Source organism: Roseateles sp. (assembly GCF_047654805.1).
GTDB lineage: Bacteria > Pseudomonadota > Gammaproteobacteria > Burkholderiales > Burkholderiaceae_C > Pelomonas.
Window position 1 is genome coordinate 1,714,718 of record NZ_JASGIV010000001.1, and the last position, 22,448, is coordinate 1,737,165.

At 64.2% G+C, this 22,448-nt stretch carries 19 protein-coding genes; 8 read left to right on the plus strand and 11 right to left on the minus strand.

Going from position 1 to position 22,448, the window contains the following annotated elements; genetic code table 11:
• Nucleotides 1-65: 65 nt before the first annotated feature.
• The 5 genes from QM732_RS07705 to QM732_RS07725 form a co-directional block, all read right to left on the minus strand.
• Nucleotides 66-845 carry an autoinducer binding domain-containing protein gene (locus QM732_RS07705; RefSeq protein WP_415655585.1) on the minus strand — a complete coding sequence of 260 codons (780 nt, stop codon included), beginning with the start codon at nt 843-845 and terminating at the stop codon, nt 66-68.
• Complete coding sequence (locus QM732_RS07710) at nt 820-945, minus strand: hypothetical protein (protein ID WP_415655586.1); 126 nt, start codon at nt 943-945, stop codon at nt 820-822. The genes QM732_RS07705 and QM732_RS07710 overlap by 26 nt, the downstream gene beginning before the upstream one ends.
• 1,045 nt (nt 946-1,990) lie before the next feature.
• The gene (locus QM732_RS07715; protein WP_415655587.1) at nt 1,991-2,221 is read right to left on the minus strand and encodes a helix-turn-helix transcriptional regulator; all 231 of its coding nucleotides are present in this window, start codon (nt 2,219-2,221) and stop codon (nt 1,991-1,993) included.
• Between the two features lie 412 nt (nt 2,222-2,633).
• Nucleotides 2,634-2,876 carry a helix-turn-helix domain-containing protein gene (locus tag QM732_RS07720; protein ID WP_415655588.1) on the minus strand — a complete coding sequence of 81 codons (243 nt, stop codon included), beginning with the start codon at nt 2,874-2,876 and terminating at the stop codon, nt 2,634-2,636.
• Between the two features lie 96 nt (nt 2,877-2,972).
• A complete protein-coding gene (locus QM732_RS07725) occupies nt 2,973-3,227 on the minus strand; it encodes a helix-turn-helix domain-containing protein (RefSeq protein WP_415655589.1) in 255 nt (84 codons plus the stop codon).
• A gap of 185 nt (nt 3,228-3,412) precedes the next feature.
• On the opposite strand from QM732_RS07725, the gene QM732_RS07730 reads away from it, so the two are divergent.
• The 5 genes from QM732_RS07730 (at nt 3,413) to QM732_RS07750 (ending at nt 11,291) form a co-directional block, all read left to right on the plus strand.
• Complete coding sequence (locus tag QM732_RS07730) at nt 3,413-4,231, plus strand: transposase (RefSeq protein ID WP_415655590.1); 819 nt, start codon at nt 3,413-3,415, stop codon at nt 4,229-4,231.
• A gap of 11 nt (nt 4,232-4,242) precedes the next feature.
• On the plus strand, nt 4,243-4,722 hold the full coding sequence (locus QM732_RS07735; RefSeq protein ID WP_415655591.1) for an RNA polymerase sigma factor: 480 nt from the start codon (nt 4,243-4,245) through the stop codon (nt 4,720-4,722).
• Between the two features lie 2 nt (nt 4,723-4,724).
• Nucleotides 4,725-5,786, plus strand: coding sequence for a FecR family protein (locus QM732_RS07740; protein WP_415655592.1), 1,062 nt, complete (start codon nt 4,725-4,727; stop codon nt 5,784-5,786).
• A gap of 563 nt (nt 5,787-6,349) precedes the next feature.
• Nucleotides 6,350-8,869, plus strand: coding sequence for a TonB-dependent receptor plug domain-containing protein (locus tag QM732_RS07745; RefSeq protein WP_415655593.1), 2,520 nt, complete (start codon nt 6,350-6,352; stop codon nt 8,867-8,869).
• Nucleotides 8,870-8,969: 100 nt separating this feature from the next.
• Nucleotides 8,970-11,291 carry a hypothetical protein gene (locus tag QM732_RS07750; protein WP_415655594.1) on the plus strand — a complete coding sequence of 774 codons (2,322 nt, stop codon included), beginning with the start codon at nt 8,970-8,972 and terminating at the stop codon, nt 11,289-11,291.
• Nucleotides 11,292-11,298: 7 nt separating this feature from the next.
• Here the strand turns inward: QM732_RS07750 and QM732_RS07755 are convergent, their stop codons facing one another.
• The 4 genes from QM732_RS07755 to QM732_RS07770 form a co-directional block, all read right to left on the minus strand.
• On the minus strand, nt 11,299-13,089 hold the full coding sequence (locus QM732_RS07755) for an ABC transporter ATP-binding protein (RefSeq protein WP_415655595.1): 1,791 nt from the start codon (nt 13,087-13,089) through the stop codon (nt 11,299-11,301).
• A 13-nt stretch (nt 13,090-13,102) separates the two neighbouring features.
• The gene (locus QM732_RS07760) at nt 13,103-14,923 is read right to left on the minus strand and encodes an asparagine synthase-related protein (protein WP_415655596.1); all 1,821 of its coding nucleotides are present in this window, start codon (nt 14,921-14,923) and stop codon (nt 13,103-13,105) included.
• Nucleotides 14,924-14,928: 5 nt separating this feature from the next.
• A complete protein-coding gene (locus QM732_RS07765; RefSeq protein WP_415655597.1) occupies nt 14,929-15,585 on the minus strand; it encodes a lasso peptide biosynthesis B2 protein in 657 nt (218 codons plus the stop codon).
• A 130-nt stretch (nt 15,586-15,715) separates the two neighbouring features.
• On the minus strand, nt 15,716-15,835 hold the full coding sequence (locus QM732_RS07770; RefSeq protein ID WP_415655598.1) for a benenodin family lasso peptide: 120 nt from the start codon (nt 15,833-15,835) through the stop codon (nt 15,716-15,718).
• A gap of 410 nt (nt 15,836-16,245) precedes the next feature.
• On the opposite strand from QM732_RS07770, the gene QM732_RS07775 reads away from it, so the two are divergent.
• Nucleotides 16,246-17,238 carry a hypothetical protein gene (locus tag QM732_RS07775; protein ID WP_415655599.1) on the plus strand — a complete coding sequence of 331 codons (993 nt, stop codon included), beginning with the start codon at nt 16,246-16,248 and terminating at the stop codon, nt 17,236-17,238.
• Between the two features lie 471 nt (nt 17,239-17,709).
• Here QM732_RS07775 and QM732_RS07780 read toward each other — a convergent pair whose 3' ends face one another.
• On the minus strand, nt 17,710-18,495 hold the full coding sequence (locus QM732_RS07780; protein WP_415655600.1) for a DNA alkylation repair protein: 786 nt from the start codon (nt 18,493-18,495) through the stop codon (nt 17,710-17,712).
• Entirely contained in the window at nt 18,492-18,986 is a 495-nt protein-coding gene (locus QM732_RS07785) for a MarR family winged helix-turn-helix transcriptional regulator (RefSeq protein ID WP_415655601.1), read from the minus strand. Before QM732_RS07785 ends, QM732_RS07780 begins: the two co-directional genes overlap by 4 nt.
• A gap of 180 nt (nt 18,987-19,166) precedes the next feature.
• Between QM732_RS07785 and QM732_RS07790 the strand changes: the two genes are divergently transcribed.
• Together QM732_RS07790 and QM732_RS07795 are read left to right on the plus strand one after the other, a co-directional pair.
• On the plus strand, nt 19,167-21,302 hold the full coding sequence (locus QM732_RS07790) for a TonB-dependent receptor (protein WP_415655602.1): 2,136 nt from the start codon (nt 19,167-19,169) through the stop codon (nt 21,300-21,302).
• A complete protein-coding gene (locus QM732_RS07795; protein ID WP_415655603.1) occupies nt 21,302-22,411 on the plus strand; it encodes a PepSY-associated TM helix domain-containing protein in 1,110 nt (369 codons plus the stop codon). Before QM732_RS07790 ends, QM732_RS07795 begins: the two co-directional genes overlap by 1 nt.
• The last annotated feature ends 37 nt before the right edge of the window (nt 22,412-22,448 follow it).

Consider the following 22,448-nt stretch of genomic DNA (forward strand, 5'->3'; position numbering starts at 1 on the left):
AGTTCGGTGATGAGCGCGAGGCGGTCCTGTGCGCTCGCCGCATTCCAGATGAGTTGACTGAGGAGTCAGAGCAGTCCGTAGAGCCGGGCCACGCGGGCGGCACTGCGCCGGTCTGGGGCATCGAGCTTGGCACTCACGCGCTGGAACCTGCAGTCCACGGTCGTGGGCTCGATGTTCAACACCGTACCGATTCTCTTGCTGGTATGGCCTGCTTCCTCGTGTCGCAGCAAGACAAGATCATCGGGTGTGATGCCAGACCGCGCCAGAAGCTCTTGACGGATCGTTCGATGAAGCCACCTGTTGAGTTCCATGGCAAGCGCGCGAGCGACGACTCGCGTGGCGACGACACCGGCGTCATCGAAGAAGCGGAGGTTGTGAGAGCCCATGGTCATGACGGCAACGCGCGACATGCCTGCGGCACTCGGAGCCGGAACTATCAGTGATGAAGCGAATCCGAGCCTTGAAGAGACGTTCACGAAGGCCTCCTCCTCGGGACGGACATCCAGTTCAGTTCCCCGAACCGGCTCGGTGTTGTGGAGAGCGTGGCGCAGCCAGGGATCGTGCGCGTACCAGCCGCCTTTGGTGTACTCGGTGGCCCACTGGGCGTCGCAAGCTAGAAGTGACCGATACGAAGTGCGAGTCGCGTCATCTCGAATCACACTGAGGAACACCCCTGCATCTGCGCCCATGAGATGCAGCGTTTTGCGGAACTGCTCGACAGCCTCTTCGGCATCTTGCGCATCGCCCAACCTGGGCAGCGCTTCCAGGATCTTCGAGCTGTAGCCCGGCTCCCGTGTCAGCTCGGAAATGCTGAAGAGGTCAGCACTGGTTGTCGAGCACTTCATGGCCCAGGCGGCAGAGCAGCGCGTACAGCCTCGGGTCGTCGAACCTGACCGGTTCGGACTCGCACCAGCGGTCGAAGTCCGAAGCGTCGTAGAACGACATGGTCTGTGCGAACCTTGGCCCCATAGCAGGCCAATGTCTTCGTTCTATCAGCAGGCCTCTCGCGGTTCGTATGACAGCGAATGCCAGTGTTCCATCAGCGGAAGAAAGTACACAGGACTTGCTGCTCTCTTCGCCGCTTGCCAAGCCGGCATGCCAGGCCGCCATGGAATGGCGAAGCCGCTGCATCTGCAGTGCGCTGCGCTTGGCCCCAAGTGGCCTGGCTGGCTTGTCCAACGGGTCAAGCTGCTTGTTGGGTACCGATGGCTGTGTGTCGTGCGGCTGGATTTCGTCGCTGGCATTGCCATTCGGGCTTCTTGACTTCATCCCTTACTCCCGCGGGCTGTTGAGTCCCGATGGGCTTGCCCGGAGCACACGGCGGTCCCGTGTAAGCTGCAAACCCGAACGCATTGCAGACCGTTGCCTTTGGCCTGTCTACAGGCGCGCTTGCGTCCTGTTACGGATCTTCTGTAGCGTCTGCCGCACAAGGTCATGGCTCTTGGCGTTCGGGTCGCCGAACAAAGGCGACGATGCTCAACCAAGTTTCACGAGAGGACGCAACTCGTTAGGGTGTTCGGCGAAGGAGATTTCGGCCGTCTCGTCCGTCCACGGCTCTCCCCGAACGGCCGAACAAATGCACTTTTACGATTTGTTTCGGTCTGGAAGCTAACTTGGCAACGCGTGCATTCAAAGAGATCGCGCATGGCGCCTGAGGCCCAAGGAGCGAGTTCTGTTCGTCTTGGTCGCTCGAGAGCTGAAGCCTTGGCAGCCAATTGACCTGGTCGGTGACATCTGCCAGCCGCCATTGATGAGGTGGCTTGACCCGAGGTCCTTTGCTGGCTGGCCCGTCAGTTTCCCGCAGCGGCGGTTAGGCCCATCCCGGGGCGGCCGTCGCTGTGCCGGGCACTGGTTTTCGAGTGCGCTGCTCGTTGACCACCGACACCGCTTCACGACATGGCGACCGGCCCGATGCGCGGCGCTTTTGATGCTGATCTGGGCAGTGCTCAAGTTCCAGCCAACCAGCGAGTAGACCGCTTCGGATGCCACGTCAATGGGATGCCCTCGATCTTGCAGCGAGCCAGGCATCAATGTCTGCCCTGTGCCAGCCGATGGCCCGTGGCGCCAATCGCACTGAGCTAGGAAAGAGCCCATGGGCCATCAGGCGGTAGATCGTGGTGCGACCGAGCCCTGTACGCCGACAGACCGTCGGGAGTCTCAAGGTGTCGGCGGGGTTTGCTTCGAACTGGTTGGTGTCCGACGCGATCGAAGGCGCATGCATGGGGCGGCTCCCGGCTACAGGTCCAATGAATCTAAGCCGGCTGCGCGCATGTTGGCTTGCTTGATTCACGTGCGAATCCAGCAACGTGTGCAGTTCAGCGATGTTGCGCGCCGAGCTTGGTCGTGAGCGCTGAGTGGGTCTTCGCAGTGAAAGCGCGGTCGTTGCTCATGGGGAGACGCATGGCAAGGCGTACCCGGCATAGGCATCGCGCGCGGAGCCGCTCGATCACCGCCAGCGACCGGCCGAGCGGTGGGGCGGCCGCTACCAGGCGCAGCGGGTCACTCTCCCGCGGGCATGACAGTTGACGACCTGTCGGTACGCAAGCATCACGGCAATCAGCGCCTGAAGCTCGAGCGGGTGGTGCTGCGCGTGCCCCGAATCGTCAATGAAATCTGGAAAGGATCCAGCCAGTCTATTCGGTGGTCGAATCGGCTGCGGCGGCGGACTCAACTAGCGCAACCAGGTAAGAGGCGCTGCATTGAAGGGGGCGGGCGAGCTTCACCAACGTCGTCAACGTCGGCTGACGTTCACCTCGCTCAAGCATGCTGATGAAGTTCCTCTCGAGCTCTGCCTCGAATCCAAGCTGCTCTTGCGTCAGCCGAGCCTTCTTGCGCAGGTCGCGCAATGCTCGCCCAAAAATGATCGCAAGGTCCAATATATTCTCCAACTATCGTTGGAGAAATTTGGCCTCGCGTCAAAAATTCTGTCCGCCAACTATCGTTGGAATTTCATTGGCGACGTACACCGCCTCTCAATGTTCGGTCTCGGAAGCGCGGGGCAGGGAGCCCGGTTCAATGGCCGCTTCCACAAGTGCGACAAGGTGAGACGCTTTGCACTTCAGCGGACGGGACAGCATTACAAGCGTTGTTAAGGTGGGCTGGCGTTTACCTCGTTCGAGCATGCTGATGTAGTTTCGTTCCACCTCGGCCTCAAATCCGAGTTGCTCTTGCGTCAGTCCGGCCTGCTTGCGCAGCCTGCGCAAGACACGTCCGAAGGTGTACGCCAAGTCCATTTTTTTTCCAACTATCGTTGGAGAAATTTGGCCGTGCGACTATCATTCTGTCTGCCAACTATGGTTGGAATATTTGATGCCGGCCGAGCTGGCTGGGATCACATCCTGTGGTGCGCTTCCTCGGGAATGGTCTCTGCGTAGATCGCAAAACATTCAACGCGAAAAGTGCGAGGTGCTCAATGAGAACGGATGTTCAGAGCTCGATCGATCGCTGGTTGACGCGGCCTCTTTGTCGTCGTTACGTAGGAGCAGTGTTCTGCTCAACTCCAACTTCATCGGTCGCAAACGGTCGTCGAGAATCAGCCGTCATCTTCTGGGGGCTGGGAAGACTGGCCACTGGGGAAGTGGATGTTGTGGGCGCATGGCTGTCTCGCGAAATGGGCACCCCAGCACCCGCTTCGATGTTCGGTGACCTGCGATCGCGGGGTGCCGAGTTCATTCGGCTCGGCGTTGGAAACCTTGAGGGCGTAGACAACGCGTTCAAGCAGATCTACCGGCATAGCGAATTCGTGCCGTCTATGGAGCAAGAGCTCGAAGCCGTACTTGCTCTGGTGGCGCTACGTCATCGCGCCACCGTGGCTGGGCAGCTTCGCGCCGTTGCCGAGGCCAAGGAAGCCGATGCTCGACGGGCTGGACTGGAGAAATTTCAAGCATCCTGCCTTGGTGAAAGGTACCCAGAAGTCGCCGAGCGCTGGGCGAGGGCACTGGCAGGATTCGAGCCGATCTATAAGCTAAGCGCACAATTACGCGGTCTTGTTCGTTCGGCAGACCGGACGGCTGCGGAGGTGCGTGGGCGCCTGACACGAGCGATTCTTCGGCATGGACCTTTTGTTGATTCAACCGCTGCACTCGAATTCGTCGCTACGACGCTTGATCGAGCAGAGCAACGGCTGGATCGTGAACGCGCAGTTGCGGTGGCTGCGCGCGAAGCTGGTTCGACGACCTTGCGTCGGCATCCACCGATTGCCGGTGCGGTAAGCGTACCGGCGCTGGCATAGCGGGTATTGCAATGAATACTGACTGGCCGAGCGTATTCTCCAACGTCATGTCCGCACTGATGCGGCGTGGGCGTACTGAGCATGATGCTCAAGACCTGGTGCACGACGCCTACGTCAAGTACGCTCAGTCTGCAAAAGAGCAGACCATTGAAAAGCCGGAGGCTTTCCTCATGAAGGTAGCACTGAACCTGTCGATCGATGCGCATCGGGCGTCCACGGTCCGTGGGGAGCAAGTTCTGCTGGAAGACGTGGTTCTCATGGACGGTCGCCCCAGTGCTGAGGACGTGGTGCAGGCGCGGGAAGAGCTTGCTCAGGTCAATGAGTGCCTCTCGCGCATGAACGAGCGAACGAGATCGATCTTCATGGACAACCGGGTGGAAGGCTTGTCCTACAAGGAGCTTTCGGAAAAGTACGGCATCACCAAGAGCGCGGTTGAAAAGCACATTGCCAAGGGCGTGATGTTGACTGCCCTTTGGATGGAGGATTCCTAGCCATGGCCCGGCCCGATTCCGGCACACGTCAGGGGCCGGGGGCCAGATCGAAGGTGCCGCGAGAGATCCTCGCGGAAGCAGCGGTGTGGGTCACCCGGCTGCATGGCCCTGATCGGTCACCTCAGATGGAGCGGGACTTTCGTGCCTGGCAGGCCCTGTCGCCGGTTCATCGCGAGGCTTTCGAGAGGTGCACGGATGCCTGGATCAATGTAGGGAAGATCAAGGTTTCGACGGTCTACGAGAGCGTGGTTGCCCGAAGCCAGACTCGCTGGGGGGCAGGGCGCGGGGGCGTGCGCTGGTGGGCTGCCGGGGCGGCCTCAACCGGCGTGCTGACGATCGCGGTGTTGGTCGGCCTGCAGTGGTGGCAGCTGGGCACCTTCAGCACGGATGTCGGCGAGCAGCGCACGGTGATGCTCGACGATGGTTCGCGCATGCTGCTCAACACGGACACCCGCGTGCGAGTGTCCTTCAGTGCCAAGCAGCGCACAGTCGACGTTCAGGGCGGCGAAGCACTGTTCGAGGTTGCCAAGGACTCGGCCAGGCCGTTTGTCGTGCGGGTCTCCAGCAGCGAGGTGGTGGCGATTGGTACCGCCTTTGCGGTTCGATATGGCTCTCCGGCCGCCAGCGAGCACGGCGCGTTGACCGTCACGTTGATCGAGGGTCAGGTGAGTGTCCGACCTGCGGCAGGAGTCGACGCCGACGGTGTCGCGCCGCCAAGGCCGATTTCCATGAAGGCCGGTGATCGGCTGCGACTGGATCAGTTGTCGTCCTCCGTAGGCGCGCAGCCTCCGAAGGTGGATCGTCCGAACGTCGACGAAGTGATTGCCTGGAAGCGCAGCGAAGCCGTCTTCGATGCCACCAGCCTGCGCGATGCCGTGACGGAAATGAATCGGTACAGCCGAACGCCGATTGTGTTGGTCGATGGGCTGGCCGGCGCGTCCTTGCGAGTCAGCGGTCGGTACCGCACCGGCGACAACGTCGGTTTTGCTCGTGCTGTCGCGCACTTGCATGGCCTGCGAATCACCTTTGAGGCAGGACGACTGGAGCTTGGAAAGGCTCATTAGGGAGATGCACTGGCCGCACGGCCCTCGACTGAAACGTCATCTTGTTGTTAGCCGTCAAACAACAAGGACATTCGATGAGACGTACCTTCAGCAGCAGGCTCTTTGCACACCGAGGCGCTCTGCCTCTGTGCACTTTCTTCACCATCCTTCTTTGTTGCGGGGCACCAGTGGCGGCTGAGCCGCCCCAGGCTGTACGCCACGCGATTGAGCAGCCCTCCCAAGGGATGCCTCAGGCACTCGACTCCATCGCCCGGCAGACCAGAACCCCTGTTCTCTTTGCGCCCGAGACCGCTGCCGGGCGCGTCGCGCGAGCCGTGTCAGGGAGGTTGTCGGCGATCGAGGCCGTCAGAGCTGCGCTGCAGGGAAGTGGGCTAACAGCCGACCTCATGGACGATGGCGCCGTCGTCGTGAAGCCGGTGGCGCCTGTGCCGGCAGCGCCTGCGGGAAGCGCACCCGCACAGACGTCACCGTCCAACCACAAGGTTCGGCCTGGCGGTGTCGATCAGCCATCAGCGGAGGCTCCTGCCGATCGGGTTGAAGATGTACTCCCCCCTGGCGCAAAGGTGCTGAACGAGCTGATCAGAGTCGAGGTCACGGGCTCTCGGCTGAAGCGGCTCGAAGCCGAGGGGCCGGCGCCCGTGAATGTCTACACCCGGGATGACATCGACAAGAGTGGGCAACCGAACTTGCAACGGTTTCTTGCCTCGCTCACCGAGGTTTCCGCATCGACGGGCGAGGGCGGCTTTGGGACGACGCTAGGGCAGGGTACTGTTCAGCTTCGTGGTCTCCCGTTGGGATCGACGCTGGTCCTCATCAACGGACGAAAGGTGCAGGGTGTCGGGTCGTTCACCGGCAACGTGTTCAACCTCAACCTCATCCCGATGGCGGCCATCGAACGCGTCGAAGTGGTGCCGCTGGGATCGTCGGCGGTCTACGGAGGCGATGCGCTGGCCGGTGTAGTCAACGTGATCTTGAAGCAGGCCATCAACGGCCAGTCCGTCACGGCGCGCCTCGGATCGGGCCAGGGGTACAGCGATGGCAGCGTGTCTCTGGCAACGGGCGGGCGCAGCGCCGAGGGCGAGTACCTCCTGATGGGTTCGTACAGCCGCTCGTCGCCTCTGAGCATGCAGCAGCGGGCGTTCTTCCTGGATGCCGACTACCGTCGCTTTGGCGGTGCGGATGAACGCTTGAACTACTGTGCGCCCGGTACTGTCAGCAGTCCGTCGGGAAACCTTCCTGGCCTGAACTCCAACGTCGCGGGGATTCCGCAAGGGGTGTCGGGTCAGCCCTTGAAGATCTCAGACTTCCAGGCGAGCGCCGGTACGCGTAACCTGTGCAACGTGTGGACGACCGGTGGCGGCGTGGCGCTCTTCCATGGCTACGAGACGCTGGCACTCCATGCGCTCGCGGAACACCAGCTCGGCGGGAGCTGGTCGGCGTTCACCGAACTTACGTACACGCGAGACCGGATGCACGCGCGAGATCTGGGCCTGCGGCTGGGCAACGTGTTGGTGCCGGCCGGCAACCCCTTCAACCCGTTCGGCGCAGATGTCAGAGTAACGGCCGCACTGGGACCCGAGAACGGGACAGAAGGCCTGGCCCGGCAGACGAACTTCACACGTGCGCTTGTGGGTGTCAGGGGCAGCCTGGCCGGCAGCTGGGACGCCGAGCTGACGGCATCGACCACGAGTGACCGGGGAGGCTCCCAGTCCTGGAACGAGGCCGTCAACTCGTCGGCATTGAACGCGGCGCTTGCCTCGACCAACCCGGCCACCGCGCTCAATCCATTCGCATCAGGCCGTATGGCGAGCGACGAGGTGCTGCGCGGCATCTGGTCCGACAACCGCCGGCGCAGTGTGGGCCGCAAGGATCAGCTCACGGGTCAGGTCAGAGGCACGCTGCTGCGCCTGCCAGCCGGTGCGGTGGATTCGGTCATCGGTGCGGAGGCGTCTCGTGATTCCTACGACGTGTCCAGCACCTCGGAAACCCACGGCTCGCGACGCAGCGCGGCAGCGTATGGCGAGCTTCGCGCACCTCTGGTGCGCGGCGGTGGTGAAGGCGCTGATGGTTGGAGCCTTGCCGCCCTGACTCTTGCGGCGCGGCGCGACCACTACAGCGACTTTGGTTCCGCCAACACCTTTCAGGGTGGCCTGGAGTGGAGGCCCGCCCGAAGCCTGCTGATTCGAGCTTCCGCCGCGAACTCCTTCAAGCCCCCAACGATCCTGCAGACTCACGTCAATGACGTTGTCTACCAGGCTGCCACCTATCGCCTTGTAGACCCGGCTCGTGGTGGCGAGGCGATCACCTCGGGTACCGTGGTGCGCACGGCAAACCCGGACCTGACACCTGAGCATGGGCAAGCCCGGGGCATCGGGGCGGTGTGGGAGCCCGAAGGAGGGCATGGCACACGTGTCAGCATGACGCATTGGCAGATGCGCATCCGGGACATGATCGCAGTGCTTGCCACCCAGTCTGCGCTGGACAACGAGAAGCTCTTCCCCGGGCTGGTGACTCGGGCTCCCGGGGCCAACGGGCAACCTGGGCAGGTCACCAGTGTGAAGTCGACCGAGGTCAACTTTGGCCGCGTCGATACCTCCGGAACGGACCTTGACGTCGCCTATGTCTGGAAGACGTCGGTAGGCCGGCTGACGGCCTCGGGTGGTGCGAGTCGCACCAACGAATACCGCGTGATGCTGGCGCCAGGTGCACCGTTGGTGGACCGGCTGGACCGCAGGTTCCGGGACTTCTGGGCGCCGAGCTGGAAGGGGCGCCTGTCACTAGGCCTGGATCAGGGCACCTGGAGTTTGGGTCTGACGAGCCGCTACCTGGGCGGCTACAAGGATATCGGCACCAGCGAACGGCGCTTGGGGAAGTTCTGGACGCACGACCTGGCCGGTCGTGTTGATGTGAAAAAGCTGTGGCCTGACTTGCTGAGCGGATTCAGAACCGCTTCGCTGGGCGCAAGCATCACAAACCTCGCGGACCGTGAACCCCAGTTCGCTCAGGGTGCACCGTTCTACGACGTCACCCAGACCGACTGGCGCGGGCGCTATGCGAGTGTGCGTCTGTCCCTGGACTGGTAGTCCGCCAGGCAGCGCCTTCTAGCTTTCTCCCCTTCCTCTGCGGCCACCCTGCCCAAACGCGGGGAGGTGGGCTGCGCTTTTGCCCAGAAGTAGTTTCACCATGCGTTTGTACTTCCTCGCCGTCCTGACCGTTCTCGTCATGGCGGCGTTTTCCCCCGTCACCGCAAACACCGCGGTGGGGCCCACGGTTCGCGATGTGGTCGAGTTCAGGACCATCGTCTGGCCCATCGCTCACGATGCCGAGGGGATGCGACAGCAGACCTCGCCGGATGGTAGCCGCGGCTTCATCGTGACCCGCCGAGCCAACGTCAAGGCCGACGTCAACCGCTATGAGATCCTGATGCTCGACCTGTCGCCTGCGCGCCTGGACGAGCGGCGCCCAGCGGCGCCGGAGATCGTGTTCACGTTCGACGCCAGGCATGACAACGAATCGGGGTATCCAGCCCTGGCGCAGGTTCAGTGGGCAGATGAGCGAACCCTGGTGTTCCGGGCGAAGATGAAGGACAGCATCTTTCAGATCTTCAGCCTGGACTTGCCATCCCGAAAGGTCGTGCAGTTGACCAACGCCGCCACGACGATCGAGTCGTTCGCGACGTCGCGAAACTTGAGGCGCGTCGTTTACCTGGCGCAGGCTCCCAACCCCCCAATGAAGGACGGTGCCCGCAGCATCGTTGTCGGAAATCAATGGTTCCGCGCGGCGTTGTACGGGCAACAGGATCCGAGGCAGCAGAACCGGAAGTACCGCTTCTATGTGCAGGACGTCGGGGCTGCGAGGCCGCCGCGTCCGCTCGGCGAGCCCTTTCTTCAAGCGAACGCCGGACTGCCTGCCACCAACATCTCGCCGGACGGTCGATGGGCCATACTGCCCAAATTCGAGCGGGACCGGACGCAGGCTTGGACGCGTCAGTACCCAATCATGAAGCAGCTTGCGGACGAGTTCGGTCCAGCGGTGAAACGAGATCCGCTCGGCTACTTCAATGGCCCGATGGCGTACACGGCCAGGCGCATGGTTGCATGGCGCCTGGACGATGCTCGTGAGCAAACCATTCTGGACGCGCCCGATGACGCCTTGCCGGGCGGGATGCAGTCCCGGCGCGACAAGGTCTGGCAGGCCGCTGGTCAGTCCGTGGTCCTCGCTGGCACGCACTTGCCCATGGCCAAAGGCAGCCAGGGCTCTTCAGCGTCGCACGTCGTCGAGTACTGGCCAGACAGCGGTCGCACGGCCATCCTCGCGAAGCTGAACGGTCGCCTCGACAGCGCGGTTGGTGTCGAGGGCATGGTGCAAATCATCGACAGCGGGAAACCGCGTCAGTTCAAGCGCGCAGATGGCTCCGGCTGGCAAGAAGTGGCGCCGGACGTCTTGCCCTCGAAGTCGGTCTGGACGCTGCGGGTCAGGGAGAGTGCGAACGAGCCGCCCGATGCCTTCGCAGAGGGGCCGACCGGGCAGTCCGTTCGACTGACAACCCTGAACCCGCATTTCGACACCAGGACCTGGGGGAGCATGACGACGTACGCCTGGCGCGATGCCAAGGGCCGGCAATGGCATGGCGGCCTCTTGACGCCGACTGCTGCGGAGCCCGGCAAGCGGCTCCCCCTGGTCATCGAGGCCTACAACCATTTCCCTGGGAACTTCTACATCGCCGGCTCGAACGGCGCCAAGCGTGCGGCCACGAGTGCCTTCCCTGGCCGCGCGCTGCTGCGTGAAGGTTTCGTCGTGCTCGCGACGCCTGTGCACACCAAGAAGACGCCGTTCAAGGACGATGCCGATCAGAACCGACTGTTCAACGAAGGTGTGCGTGGCGCCGTCGAGTCGCTGGTCAGGGAAGGGCGCGTGGACCCGGACCGCGTCGGGATCATCGGGTGGAGCATGAGCGGTGAGAAGGTGCTGAACCTGATCACGTTCTCCAATCTGCCTGTCCGCGCCGCCACGATCGCCGATGGGGACTCGAACACGCTCTTCTCGTACGCTCTGACCTACAGCTTCACGGACTACACCTGGGGGCACAAGGAGACCGTGAACCGAGGCATCCCCGCGCGCCCGAACCTCGATTCATGGGTGAGGACGGACCCGTCGCTGAACACCGACTGCATCAGGTCTGCGCTGCGAATCGAGACCTATGGGGGGGCGGTGCACAACCACTGGGACATCTACGCATTGCTGCGTCGTCAGTACAAGCCCGCTGACATGATCCTCATCCCCGGCGGCTCCCACGGGCTGTCCACGCCGAGCGAGCGCATGATCTCTCTGCAAGGCAATGTGGACTGGTTCAACTTTTGGTTGAAGGGCGAAAAGCGTCGTGAGCTGCTCGCCACCGAGACGGAGGCTTCCTTGCGGTCGCAATACGAGGCATGGGACCAAATGGCAATCCTGAAGCAGGCTGACGACAAGCGCCCGCGGTGCCCCTTGGCAAGCGTCGGGTGATGCCGTATCAAACGGCGCCATCCGCCTGGTATCGCCACAGCTGTGCATACAGGTCGTCGCGCGTCAGGAGATCGTGATGTCGGCCTCGCGCGCGAATGCGGCCATGCTCCAACACGACAATTTCATCGGCGTGGATCACCGTCGACAGCCGATGCGCGACGATCAGCGTGGTGCAGCCTTCCGTTGCTTCGCGCAGGGCAAGCAGTACCTGCGCTTGCGTCTCGCCGTCCAACATTGAGGTCGGTTCGTCGAGCAGAAACACCGAAGGCCGGCGGAGCACCGCGCGCGCGATGGCCAGGCGCTGGCGCTCGCCTCCAGACAGCTTCAGTCCGCGTTCCCCGACGAGCGTCTGGTATCCGTCAGGCAGTGAATCGATGACTGCATCAAGCCTCGCAGCACCTGCGGCGGCAACGATGTCCTGGGGATCCACTTCGGGCATTCCCAGAGAGATGTTGCTGGCTATCGACGAATGAAGCAGAGGGGTGTCCTGTGGCACCAGGGCGATGTGGGATCGAAGTTCGTGAAGCGGCATCTTGTCGATCGGTCTCTCGTCCAGGAGGATCCGACCTTTCTGCGGGGAATACAGCTGCAACAACAGGCGAATCAACGTCGACTTGCCGGAGCCACTCGGCCCGACAACGGCGGTTGTCGTCCCGGCTGGAACCACCAGATCCAGATCCTGGATGACCGTCCTCGTGGCGTCATACCTGAACGTCACCGCCTCGAACCGTATCGCAGCTGGGGGCCGGCGCAGGTTGGTCCTTCTGCGATCGGTATCGCGGCTGCGTTGCGCAGTCTCCACGGCTTCCTGCGGTTCGCTGAGCACGTTCAAGGCTGGCTGCACAAATCCCGATGCACGTGCGAGGTCGCGTATCGCTGCCCCCAGTGCTTCGATGGGGCGCACCATCTGTATCAGATAGACGGTTCCGAGCACAAAGCCGCCAATAGTGAGCGTGCCGGCCGCCACGCCCTCAGCGCTGATCGACAGGCACGCAGCAAGCGACAAGGCGAAGACCATGGTCGCAGCCAGCGCCACGCTGGTTGTGGTTCGGTAGTAGTCCAGCCAGCGATTGATCAGCGTCGATGAGACGCCCGCCAATGCCCGCTGGGCCGCGGTCTCCCCGCCAAAACAACGAAGGGTCTCCACGTTGGCCATGCCTTCTGCCAGCTGCCCGTTCACATCGAGGCTGGCCGCGGCGACGGCGCCTGCCCTTCGGTTCAGTCGCCTTGCTCCCAAGGTGAACGCCGCGAAGTACGCCGCAGCAGTTGCGGCGAAAAGCGCCAAGAGCGTTGGTTGTCCAAGTTGGAGAAGAACGGCTGCCATGACGGTGAGCTCGATGACGACGGGCGCGATGCTCTGGATCAAGTGTGTCAGGGTCAGTTGCGTGCCCGCGCATGCAAGGTCCAGGGTGTGCAGCAGCTCGCCGGTGCGTCGACTCAACAATCCGGCCAGAGGCAGGCGCAGGACATGGGCGAAGAACCGGTGCCGAAGTGCTGCAACCAGATGTTGCTCGATGGCCGTGAGGAGCAACGGTCGAAAGTCGCCGATGAGGCGGCCGCCGCACAGGGCTGCAACGTAGATCGCGGCCGGAGCCAGCAAAGCGCCTGCTGGAGCGACAGGCCCCGGGGCAGCAGAAGCCACCGCATCGACCAGGCGCTTCAGCGCTAGCGGCGCAAGCGCGGCTAGCGCACCGCTGAGTACCACGAGCAGCGTCGCGACGGTGATCTGCAGCCGCTGCTTCGGTGTCATGAGCTGGGCCGTCAGGCGCAGGACGTTCCAGAGGCTGTTGCTTGGCATTGCGGATGCCAGTTCAGGGCAAGAGACGGCGGCCCTCGCGAGAAACGCTGCCGATCCAGGCCTCGATCGCGATGCAGGAGTGCACCTCGGACACGTAGGCGTCGTTTTGCGTCGGGCGTCGCGATAGCGCCGCCTCGACGCGAGCGAGGTCGAGCAAACCATGGCGCACCAGTTGTCCCTCCAGAAGGAGGCTTCGAGCCAGGGGCATGCTGCGTTGCAGGACGTCCGTGATGTGCTCTTCCGTCCCGCCTTTCGATTGCCGATAGGCGATCTCGGGTGGAAGACGATCTGCGAAGGTGCGTCTCGCCAGCCCCCGGGGGCGCCCCCCTCTTGTCAGGACATACGTCGGCAGCTTCAAGCTCACCTCGAACAGAGGCTGCGACATCAGCGGATGAACGAGCTCGGGGGAGCTCTCTGGCGCGTACGGGTTGTAGTAGTCAAAGGGGCAGACCAACGCGCGAAGTTGCATCAGCTTGCCGATAGGCAGGTCTGTTCCTTCCAGAATGCCTGGATGCACGAATCGGGAAGACTGCTGGAGTGCTGTGTCGACCGCATCCTGTTGCACCAGAGCCAGATAGCGTCCCGCGCCCGTCAGCGCGCTTCGCTTGGTGAACCGATGCTTGAAGGCCAGCGCAAGTGAGCTCCAGAACGACACATGCCCCAGCCGAGCGGCGTCGAGTACAGCGCCTATGAAGCCTTGGTCGATGCCGCGCAGCTGTAGATAGTCTGCGGCCGGCCATGTGCGGCGGATCTCCTCGAACAGCTGGTCCCCGCCTGCACCGGTGAAGAGGACGTCCGCGCCTACGGAGCGCACGACCTCCGCATCGATTCGGTCCGAGCCCAACCGGCCGATGTGACTGCCTGGATTGGGCGTGCGTGCTGGGTTCACCACCTCGTCCAGGCGGAAGGTGGAATCCCGATGGTGTTCAACGAGGACGCAGTTGGCTCGACTGGCTGCCAGCCGCGCGTAGCTGCGCTCGTCGCTGTCCGAGCCTGCCGAGAAGTAGTTGAGGCAGGTGATGTTGGCCGTGGGCGTCGAGGTGAACATGCTGCCAAGCAGGATGGCGGAGTCGACACCACCGGAAAGCCTAAGCACGAGGTCGCCGTAGCAAGACATCCAAGCGCGCGCGCATTGGGTCGTCGCTTCGCGCAGCATGCGGGCGGCCTCGTATGGCCCGAGGTCCTCCGGCGAGCGCGCAATATCGACTGCGCGCCACTGCGCCAGCGGCGCAGACCTGCTAGATGTCAGAGTGGTCAGCTCGCCCGGAAGGATCTGGGTCACACCCTTGAGGCCGGTCTCGCGCGCGCCCAACCGGCCGTACACCAGTACGGCGGCGACCGCATCCCAGTTCACACCCGGTGGCGGCAGTGTCATGTACTTGAACAGATCCTCCAGCCAGGAGTAGACGAAGGAGACCCCGTCGATCTCCATGCGATAGCAGGGCAGCGTGCCGGTGGGGTCGCGAAGCACCCGGCCTCGGCCTGTGCGAGACGGCAGGAATGCAATCCATCGTCCCCAGAACTGTTCGACCAGCGCCCGACCGTCCGTCTGGACGATATGGTCTGCCTCCAGGTCGGAGAGTGCGATGTCGCCCACGTGAGTCGGGGAGGGATCACTCCGGCGAAAGAGCCTTCCGAGGACGACACCGGCGTGCGCAGGCAGCACATAGATGTCATTGACGCCGTACCTGCGTCCCGTAACGTAGACGCTGAAGCCGACTGACAGGAATGCCGGATGCCAGCCGGCCGCATCCAAGGCAGCGGCGAGCCTGTGCGTCATTGCGCGCTGCCCCTCGTGCGCGTCTTCCCAGTTGAATGCGATGTAACGGAACATCGAGTTCAAACGATCAGGATGGGCGTGAAACCACGCACGTACTCATGGGCATCGTTGAGCACGAGGGAGTCCGATTGCACCCAGGAGTGGGCAGCAAATGGGCGCGTGCGCACGCCGACGACCCATTGCGGGTAGAGCCGTTCTGTGGCCAGGAAGCGCACCAGCGTCAGCGAGTCGTGCAGGCACTTGTCGTGCGAGGTAATCACCAAGGGGCGCATCCTGAGGTACCAGGAGGCCGCCAAGCGGAGGTCCGTCGGCCGGTTGGATGCGACTTCGGCGGGCTGCAGCCGGCGCAGCTGCCCGATCTTGCCCGCGATCACGGCCAGGCTGTGGCGCTTGAGCCAGGACCTCGTGATGACCGTCGACCAGGCGAGTCTGGCGAACCGTCGCCACGGCACTCCCGGCAATGGGATTGGGTCTGAATAGGAGAGGCTTTCTCGGGCTGTTGCAAGCGCCGCCGGCCGCATTGGCACCGACGTGGCGGCGACCAACAGACCCTGCTGCTGCAGCTTGCTGATCCAGGGGGTGACGCCCCCGTCAGCGAGTTCGACATTCGCTGCTGCTGCGTTGGCTGGCCAGTCGGCAATCGTTCTGGAAAGCGTGGGCAGCGAGGTGCCGCCCACGCCAACGTACTTGCCGCGTTGGAGGTCGAGCAGGATCACCTGTCCGTCGACGTGGCACGCGCGCACATGATCGGCAAGGCGATACCTCGGCTGCAGCGGTGTTGTCGTTGACATGGTGGTCCTGCTAGGCGTGCAGCTGTTGCCGCACGCCCGTCGTGGTGCCGGGGGATCAGAATTCCTTGTAGATCCCGACTTGGTTGTCTTCAACCCGCGGCAGATCGGGTTCGCCCTTGGTTTCCACCTTCGCGTCGCCCAGATCGACGATCTCGAGTTGCGGTGCTTCGTTCATGACGTTCTCCTTGAAGTTGCGTTGAGAGACTGCCGCTGGCATGTGGCCATCCGGCAGAAAAAGAATGAGGCCGCCAGATCGTTCAAGCAACCGAGCTTGCCGATGAGGTGCGACGTTCGGCCGGATCTCGGACCCTTTCTCCGGGCGTCGTTGCGCGTCGATGGGTGAGTGCCCGGCGACCGTTCATCGGCGGGCGCGTTCGGTAGTGTGGTTAGCTGAGAGCGGCCGACGGTGAAGTTCGAGATGCGCTTTCCGCTTCATGAAACGGGTACGGAGTGGGCTCATCAGGTCCGGCGCCGATTCAAACTGTTTGAAGGCTGCGGTGCTGCTTTCATCGCGCACCGCCGAACAATTGGTGCGATGCTGAAAATTCGCGCTGAGGTTTTTTGTGCCTGAGTCGTCATGAAGTTATGGATAACTCCGTTTCAGACCGGCAGATCCGCACCACCTGGCATCTCTTTTGGCAGGCAGCGATGGGGCGCGACTTCGTGTCAAACCCGCAGCTCTTGGAGATGATCACCGAGCGATTGACCGACGCACATCGTCGGCCCGGCCGGATCCTGTTGTTCTACCAGTTGGCTCCCAAAGAGATTCACCTGCTCTCGCGCATCCCGGTTGGAGACAGCCCACGAGAGGTCGTGCGAGAGGTCGCCCCCGTCGTGGCGCGTTGGATGCGTGAACTTGACGGGGTGAGGGGGCCGGCGTTCGCGGAGCGCTATCGCGCTCACGAGGTCAGGACTGACGCGGAGCTGAAGTACGAGGTCCGCATGTTGGCCTGGCGACCGGTGGCTTCAGGTCTGTGCGCCTCGCCTATGCACTATGTGAACTCGTCCCTGCGAATCACGTTGGGGCTACGTCGCGCGCGCGGCTTTGAATCTCGTGCGCTGCTGGACGTGTTCGAAGGGGCTGTCCTTGAGGCCCGAAGCGAAATGCGCAGGTCGATTCGGCGACGGCCCTCGACCGCCGAGTTGCGTGAGTGGGAGCTGAATCACGGCTTGGCTGTTGCCGTTGGATCCGCGGGGCCTAGCTTTGGTATGGTTCGTGAGGTGGATGGTCCGGCCGCTGCTCTGGTCGCCGCCGCCACCCCCCAGAACATTGATGGCGCCCTTGCGCTCCTGGAGCGGTGGGTGGCAACACGACTTGAGATGCCGACGGAAGCCAGGCTCGCCACGACGCCAGGCCCCATTGGCGTGCGCGCACGGGCTTTGGTGGCTGGGCTGGCGGTGCTGGCAGGCCTTTGTCCGGCCGCGGCTGTCGCTCGCCACTTCAACCGCGCAAGAGCAACCCTGTGCGAGCAGATGATTGCGTCCCGAAAGCGGGAGGAGGATCGGCAACTGCTTGGAACGCCGGTGCGACTGATCATCGACGAGGTCAAGAAGCTGTCGAGGCGGACTATGAGATAGGTGCGAATTGGGCGGTGCCATCGAGTGGCGTTCTGGCATGCATTCCATACTCAGGCTCAGGCAGGCCGTCGCGCCGAGGTCGATCGGCCAAGGCCTGGCTGAACTTCTTCGATCAGGCCCGGCGGTGAGGGGGCGACGCCGGCGTATCGGGCGGTGCTGGTGCTTAAAGGTACGCGGCCAACTGGCCGCGCCTGAATCTCACCCGGGCGGCAACGTCCGCGCGCGGTGTTTGCTTGCACGGCCTGAGCCTTGAACCCGGCGCTGTGAACTCGCCGCCAGCGGCCTGGTGCTGCTTGCGCCATGCGCGTAGGTGCCCATCAAGTCGTGAGGATGAAGTGGAAACATAGATGCGCCTTCTTCGATTTGATGGGCCTGGTCACGACATGGACGGGGTGTCGATTCCACGGCGCTTGTCGAGCGCGGTCCAGGCTCCAAGCTGATGTTGGCCACGAGCGGGAGACTGGTTCGCCTCTACCTGAGATTGCGCTGGGCGCGCTGGGATATCCGATGGGTGCTCGCGGCGGGAGAGGCCCGCAGCCATTGGGCACAAAGGTCGCGGACCCAGTCGGGCCGGTCCTTCGCAGCGTCGTTCAGCCAGTTGGCCACGGAGTCCTGCACGTAGATGGAGGGATCGGCACGCAACGGCGACAGGATGGGTAGCGCCTGCTCAGGCTCGCGCTTGAGTGCTGCGATATGGGCGCACCAGACGCCTCGAGGACGCAGGGCTTCGCTCGCATAGCGGCGCAGGCGCTCGGATGGCTCTGTCGTCCATTGAGCCAGCAGGGCAATGGATGTCTCGAGATCCTGCGCCAGATGCGGGCGCATGGCCAACCACGCCCATTCGCGAACGCCAAAGTGCGCGTCGTCAGCCAGTGGCCGGATGGCGGCCAGCCGTGCCTGCAGATGGAGCCCGGGCCGGGCTCCGATCATGAAGCACGCCCAGCCGCGCGCCGTGTCTGCGCCGTGCGATTGACATTGCTCGACGGCTGCCTCGCCCATCTCGTCCAGCAGCACCGCGGCGATGCGGGCCATGCGCTTGAGGACGCCGAGTCCACAGGCGGTGGCGACTTCTTTCAGTGCCCGGGTGCAAAGGTCGGGGAACACCGTTCGCACCAGCTCGGCTTGGTCGAGCGCCAGGCATTCGGCCAGGTTTGCGCTCTGGATTTCCCCACGCGACAAGGCCTGAAGCACGTCGGCCGGGATGTCTGTGGTTCGGGCTGCGCCTTTGCGGGCTGCACCTTCGCGGGCTGTGCTCATGGTGCCGCGCCCCGGAGATTGCCGGCCACCTTGTCCAGCAGTGCGGCCAACTGCGTCCTCTCCGGTGTGGACAGGTTGCCGTAGAGGCTCGCGATCCAGCGGCCATGCTGCGTGAGCACGGCCTCGGCGACATGCCGCCCCTTGTGCGTGAGCTGGATGCACAGTGCACGGCGGTCCTTGGCATCCGCATGCCGCTCGATGAGCTCTTCGCGCTCCAGTCCGTCAAGCAGTCCCGTGACGGTGGCGCGGGTGACGCCCGCCCGTTCGGCGAGGGCATAGGGCGCCAGTCCGGCCGGCTCGGCATTGAGCAGGAACAGCAGGACGAAGCGCCCTTCAGAAAGGCCATGCGGCGCCAGGAGTGCCGCGCACTCTCGGTCGATACCCGTGGCGAGCGACAGCGTCTGGAAGCACAGGCGAATGCCTTCGAGGTCAGGCATCTCGCGCCGCTGCGCTTCGCGTATCAGCGCCAGGTACTTTTGTTCCAGCTCCATTTGTGTGTCGGCATATGATATGGCGGCTAAGTATATGGGGGTTTGCCGGGTATCCGGCTCCGAAGCGCTGCTGGAGGACGGGGAGGGGAGGTCTTTTTACGCCTCCAATACGACTGATTCTCATTTGCGGTTAACATTGCTCTACATGGAGCATTCGCTCGCCAGCCGTATCCGTTCTCGATGTCCTTCGCTTTCCCGGCCGCCACCTTCCGCCTCAGCCCGCTCGCCCTGGTCCTGCTGTCTGCATTCCCCGCCCAGGCCCAGCAGGTGTCCGACCCGCAACTGGAGCGTGTGGTCGTCACCGCCACCCGCGGCACCAAGGCCATCGACAAGATTCCCGGCGCTGTCGCAGTCATCACTGCGCAGGAGATCGAGACCCAGACCCTGGTCGCGGAAGACCTGAGTGCGGTTCTGTCGGTGCTCGCTCCGTCTTTCGCGCCGTCGCGGCAGAAGATGACAGCCTTTGGCGAATCCATGCGCGGGCGTACGGCGCTGCTGCTGTTCGACGGCGTGCCGCAGAGCAATCCGCTGCGCAACGGCGCCCGCGAGGGGTATTTCGCCGACCCGTCGCTGATCGAGCGCATCGAGGTCATCTCCGGGGCGTCCGCTGCCCAGGGGCTGGGCGCCACCGGCGGCATCATCAACTTCATCTCCCGGACGCCGCGCGAAGCGGGCACCCGACACCGTGTCGAGCTGAAGTACGGCACGCAAGGCCGCAGCGACGACGCCCTGTGGAAGGCTGGCTACACGCTGGAGCACAAGAGCAGCTTCGACGCGCTGCTGCATGTCGGCGCGACGTTGCGCGGCGTGGGCGTGGACGGCGACGGCCGCCGGCTCGGCCTGGAGGCCGTGCAGGGCGATACCCAGGACTCGAAGGCGGGCGACGTCTTCTTCAAGCTTGGACAAGACTTCGGCGCCCAGCGCCTTCAGCTGTCGTTCAACAAGTTCCGCCTGGAGGGGGAGGGCGACTGGAAGCCGGTTCCCGGCAACCGCGCAACCGGCCAACTCACCGGCGCCACCCCCGGCACGCCAGCTGGCAAGCCGCCGCGCAACGACGTGCGCACCGTGTCGCTGGACTGGAGCCACAACGACCTGGCGGGCGGTCAGGCGCGCGCCCAGGTCTACAAGCAGGACTTCGCCGCCCTGTACGGCGCGACGGCCGCGACCACCTTCCAGGACGTGCGCATTGCGCCGCTGGGCCAGCTCTTCGACCAATCCGAGGTCGTTGCCGACAAGGCCGGCGTCAAGCTGAGCTGGACCCGTCCCGACCTGCTCGTCGAGGGGCTTGAGCTGACCACCGGCCTGGACTGGCTGAAGGACACGTCCCAGCAGCGCCTGGCGCTCACCGACCGCACGTGGGTGCCGCCGCTGAAGTTCACGAGCACGGCGCCTTTCGCCCAGCTCGAGTACGAGGTGGGGGCGCTGACCATCCGTGGCGGTGCGCGCCGGGAGAGCGCCAACCTCAGGGTCGACAGCTACCGGACGCTGGCCTACTACAAGGACACCGCAGTGCAGGGCGGCGAGCGCAGCTTCAACCAGTGGGTCAAGAGCCTGGGGGCGGTCTGGCGCCTGGGCGGTGGCTGGTCCACCTTCGTGGCCTACAACGAGGGCTTCGGCGTGCCGGATGCAGGCCTGGTGCTGCGCGCGGTCAACACGGCCAACCAGTCGGTGGACAAGCTGATCTCGCTGGAGCCCGTCGTCACGGACAACCGTGAGGTGGGTCTGGCCTGGCGCGGGCGCCTGGGCAGCTTCTCTGCGTCGATCTACGACTCCCGCTCCGACCTGGGCTCCCAGATCCGCGTCGACGCGGCCACCGGCGTTGGCAGCGTGCTGCGCGTGCCGGTGCACGTGAAGGGCTTCGAGTTCAGCGGCGAAGTCAAGCCGCTGGCGGATTGGACGCTCAGCGCGAGCTATGCCCGCACCCGCGGCAAGACGGCGGCGCAGCCCGACGCGCCGCTGGATGTGAGCCTGGGTGCTCGCTCGCAGGGGCCGGACAAGCTGGTGCTGGCCGCCGCCTGGCAGTTCGCGCCCAAGGGCAATGTGCGCCTGCAGGCCACGCGCCTGGCTTCGCGCCACATCAACACCGGCCGCGTGGTCGGCACCTCGAAGCTCGAGGAGAACTTCGAGGGCTACACGCTGGCCGACCTGGCGGCCACCTACGGCACGGCCTGGGGCGACTTCGGCGTCGGGGTCGAGAATCTGTTCGACCGGCAGTACGTCGGCTACTACTCACAGGCCAATCCGGCTGGCACCAACGACGACTACTTCGCCGGACGGGGGCGCACCTTGACCGTCAGCTGGCGACGCAGCTTCTGATGCGCCGCTTCTGGCTGAAGCTGCACCGCTGGCTGGCGCTGGCGCTGGCCCTGCCGCTGCTCGTCGTGGCGCTGCTGGGCAGCAGCCTTGTCGTGCTCAAGCCGCTGGATCGCTGGCTCAATGCCGAGCTGTTCAGCGTGCCTGCGGGCGCGGCCGCACCCGACCTGCTGGAGCGCACGCGGCAGACACTACGCGCCGAGTTCGGGCCTGGCGCGTCCTTCGTGCTGCGCCCGCCGCGCGAGCCCGGCGAGAGCCTGCGCGCGACGGTAAGGGGCACTCCGTGGGAGGGCTTTGTCCACTTCGACCCCCGCGATGGCCGGGAACTGGGCCGCAGAGGCGAGCGCGAGGGGGCGTTCAACTTCGTTTTCGAGCTGCACAGCTCGTTGCTGATGAACGAGACGGGCAAGCCGCTGCTGGCCGTGCTGGCCCTGGCCTACGCGGTACTGCTGCTTGGCGGCCTGGTGCTTTGGTGGCCCAAGCGCTGGAGGCAGGCCTTTGCGCTGGTGCTGGACCGCGGGCTTTTGCGTGGGCTGTTCGACCTGCATCGCACCGGCGGTGCGGTGCTCGGCCTGCTCATCGCCGTGCCGGTGTTCAGCGGCGCCTACATGGCCTGGAAGCCGATTCCGCAGGCGGTGACGTCCATCGCCGGACAGGTGCCGCTGGCCCCGCCCAAGGTGAGTGCGGATGGCGGCGCTCGACCACCTGTCCCGCTCGACATGCTGGTTGCGACCGCCAGGGCCCGGTTCGATGGGGCGCCGGCAGGCTACATCGCCGTGCCGGCAGTTGGGGCCAAGCCGGTGCGTGTGCGCCTGATCCTGGCTGACGACCCGCATCCGAACGGACTGACCTCAGTCTGGATGCATCCGCTGACCGGCGCGCTGCTGCGGGTGGACCGCTGGAATGAACTGGACGCGGGTGCCCGCGCCAACAGCGTCATCTATCCGCTGCATACAGGGGAGCTCGGTGGCCTTGCGCTCGAGGTGGTGAATGCGCTGCTGGGGCTGGCCCTGGTGCTTCTCGGCGTCGCCGGGCTGTGGTTGTGGTGGCTGCGAAGGCGCACGGAGAAGCAGCGCCAGCCGCGCGGGCGCAGGGATCTCGCCAAGGTGTAGGCGGGGCGCTGCATGGGATGCGTTGCCCTTTGCCCTT

Coding starts and splice junctions, on each gene's coding strand:
- QM732_RS07705 (WP_415655585.1), bottom strand. CDS start 845: ATGAAGTGCTCGACAACCAGTGCTGACCTCTTCAGCATTTCCGAGCTG.
- QM732_RS07760 (WP_415655596.1), bottom strand. CDS start 14,923: ATGTTCCGTTACATCGCATTCAACTGGGAAGACGCGCACGAGGGGCAG.
- QM732_RS07735 (WP_415655591.1), top strand. CDS start 4,243: ATGAATACTGACTGGCCGAGCGTATTCTCCAACGTCATGTCCGCACTG.
- QM732_RS07785 (WP_415655601.1), bottom strand. CDS start 18,986: ATGGAGCTGGAACAAAAGTACCTGGCGCTGATACGCGAAGCGCAGCGG.
- QM732_RS07770 (WP_415655598.1), bottom strand. CDS start 15,835: ATGAACGAAGCACCGCAACTCGAGATCGTCGATCTGGGCGACGCGAAG.
- QM732_RS07750 (WP_415655594.1), top strand. CDS start 8,970: ATGCGTTTGTACTTCCTCGCCGTCCTGACCGTTCTCGTCATGGCGGCG.
- QM732_RS07710 (WP_415655586.1), bottom strand. CDS start 945: ATGTCGTTCTACGACGCTTCGGACTTCGACCGCTGGTGCGAGTCCGAA.
- QM732_RS07775 (WP_415655599.1), top strand. CDS start 16,246: ATGGATAACTCCGTTTCAGACCGGCAGATCCGCACCACCTGGCATCTC.
- QM732_RS07780 (WP_415655600.1), bottom strand. CDS start 18,495: ATGAGCACAGCCCGCGAAGGTGCAGCCCGCAAAGGCGCAGCCCGAACC.
- QM732_RS07755 (WP_415655595.1), bottom strand. CDS start 13,089: ATGCCAAGCAACAGCCTCTGGAACGTCCTGCGCCTGACGGCCCAGCTC.
- QM732_RS07740 (WP_415655592.1), top strand. CDS start 4,725: ATGGCCCGGCCCGATTCCGGCACACGTCAGGGGCCGGGGGCCAGATCG.
- QM732_RS07730 (WP_415655590.1), top strand. CDS start 3,413: ATGAGAACGGATGTTCAGAGCTCGATCGATCGCTGGTTGACGCGGCCT.
- QM732_RS07790 (WP_415655602.1), top strand. CDS start 19,167: ATGTCCTTCGCTTTCCCGGCCGCCACCTTCCGCCTCAGCCCGCTCGCC.
- QM732_RS07715 (WP_415655587.1), bottom strand. CDS start 2,221: ATGCATGCGCCTTCGATCGCGTCGGACACCAACCAGTTCGAAGCAAAC.
- QM732_RS07795 (WP_415655603.1), top strand. CDS start 21,302: ATGCGCCGCTTCTGGCTGAAGCTGCACCGCTGGCTGGCGCTGGCGCTG.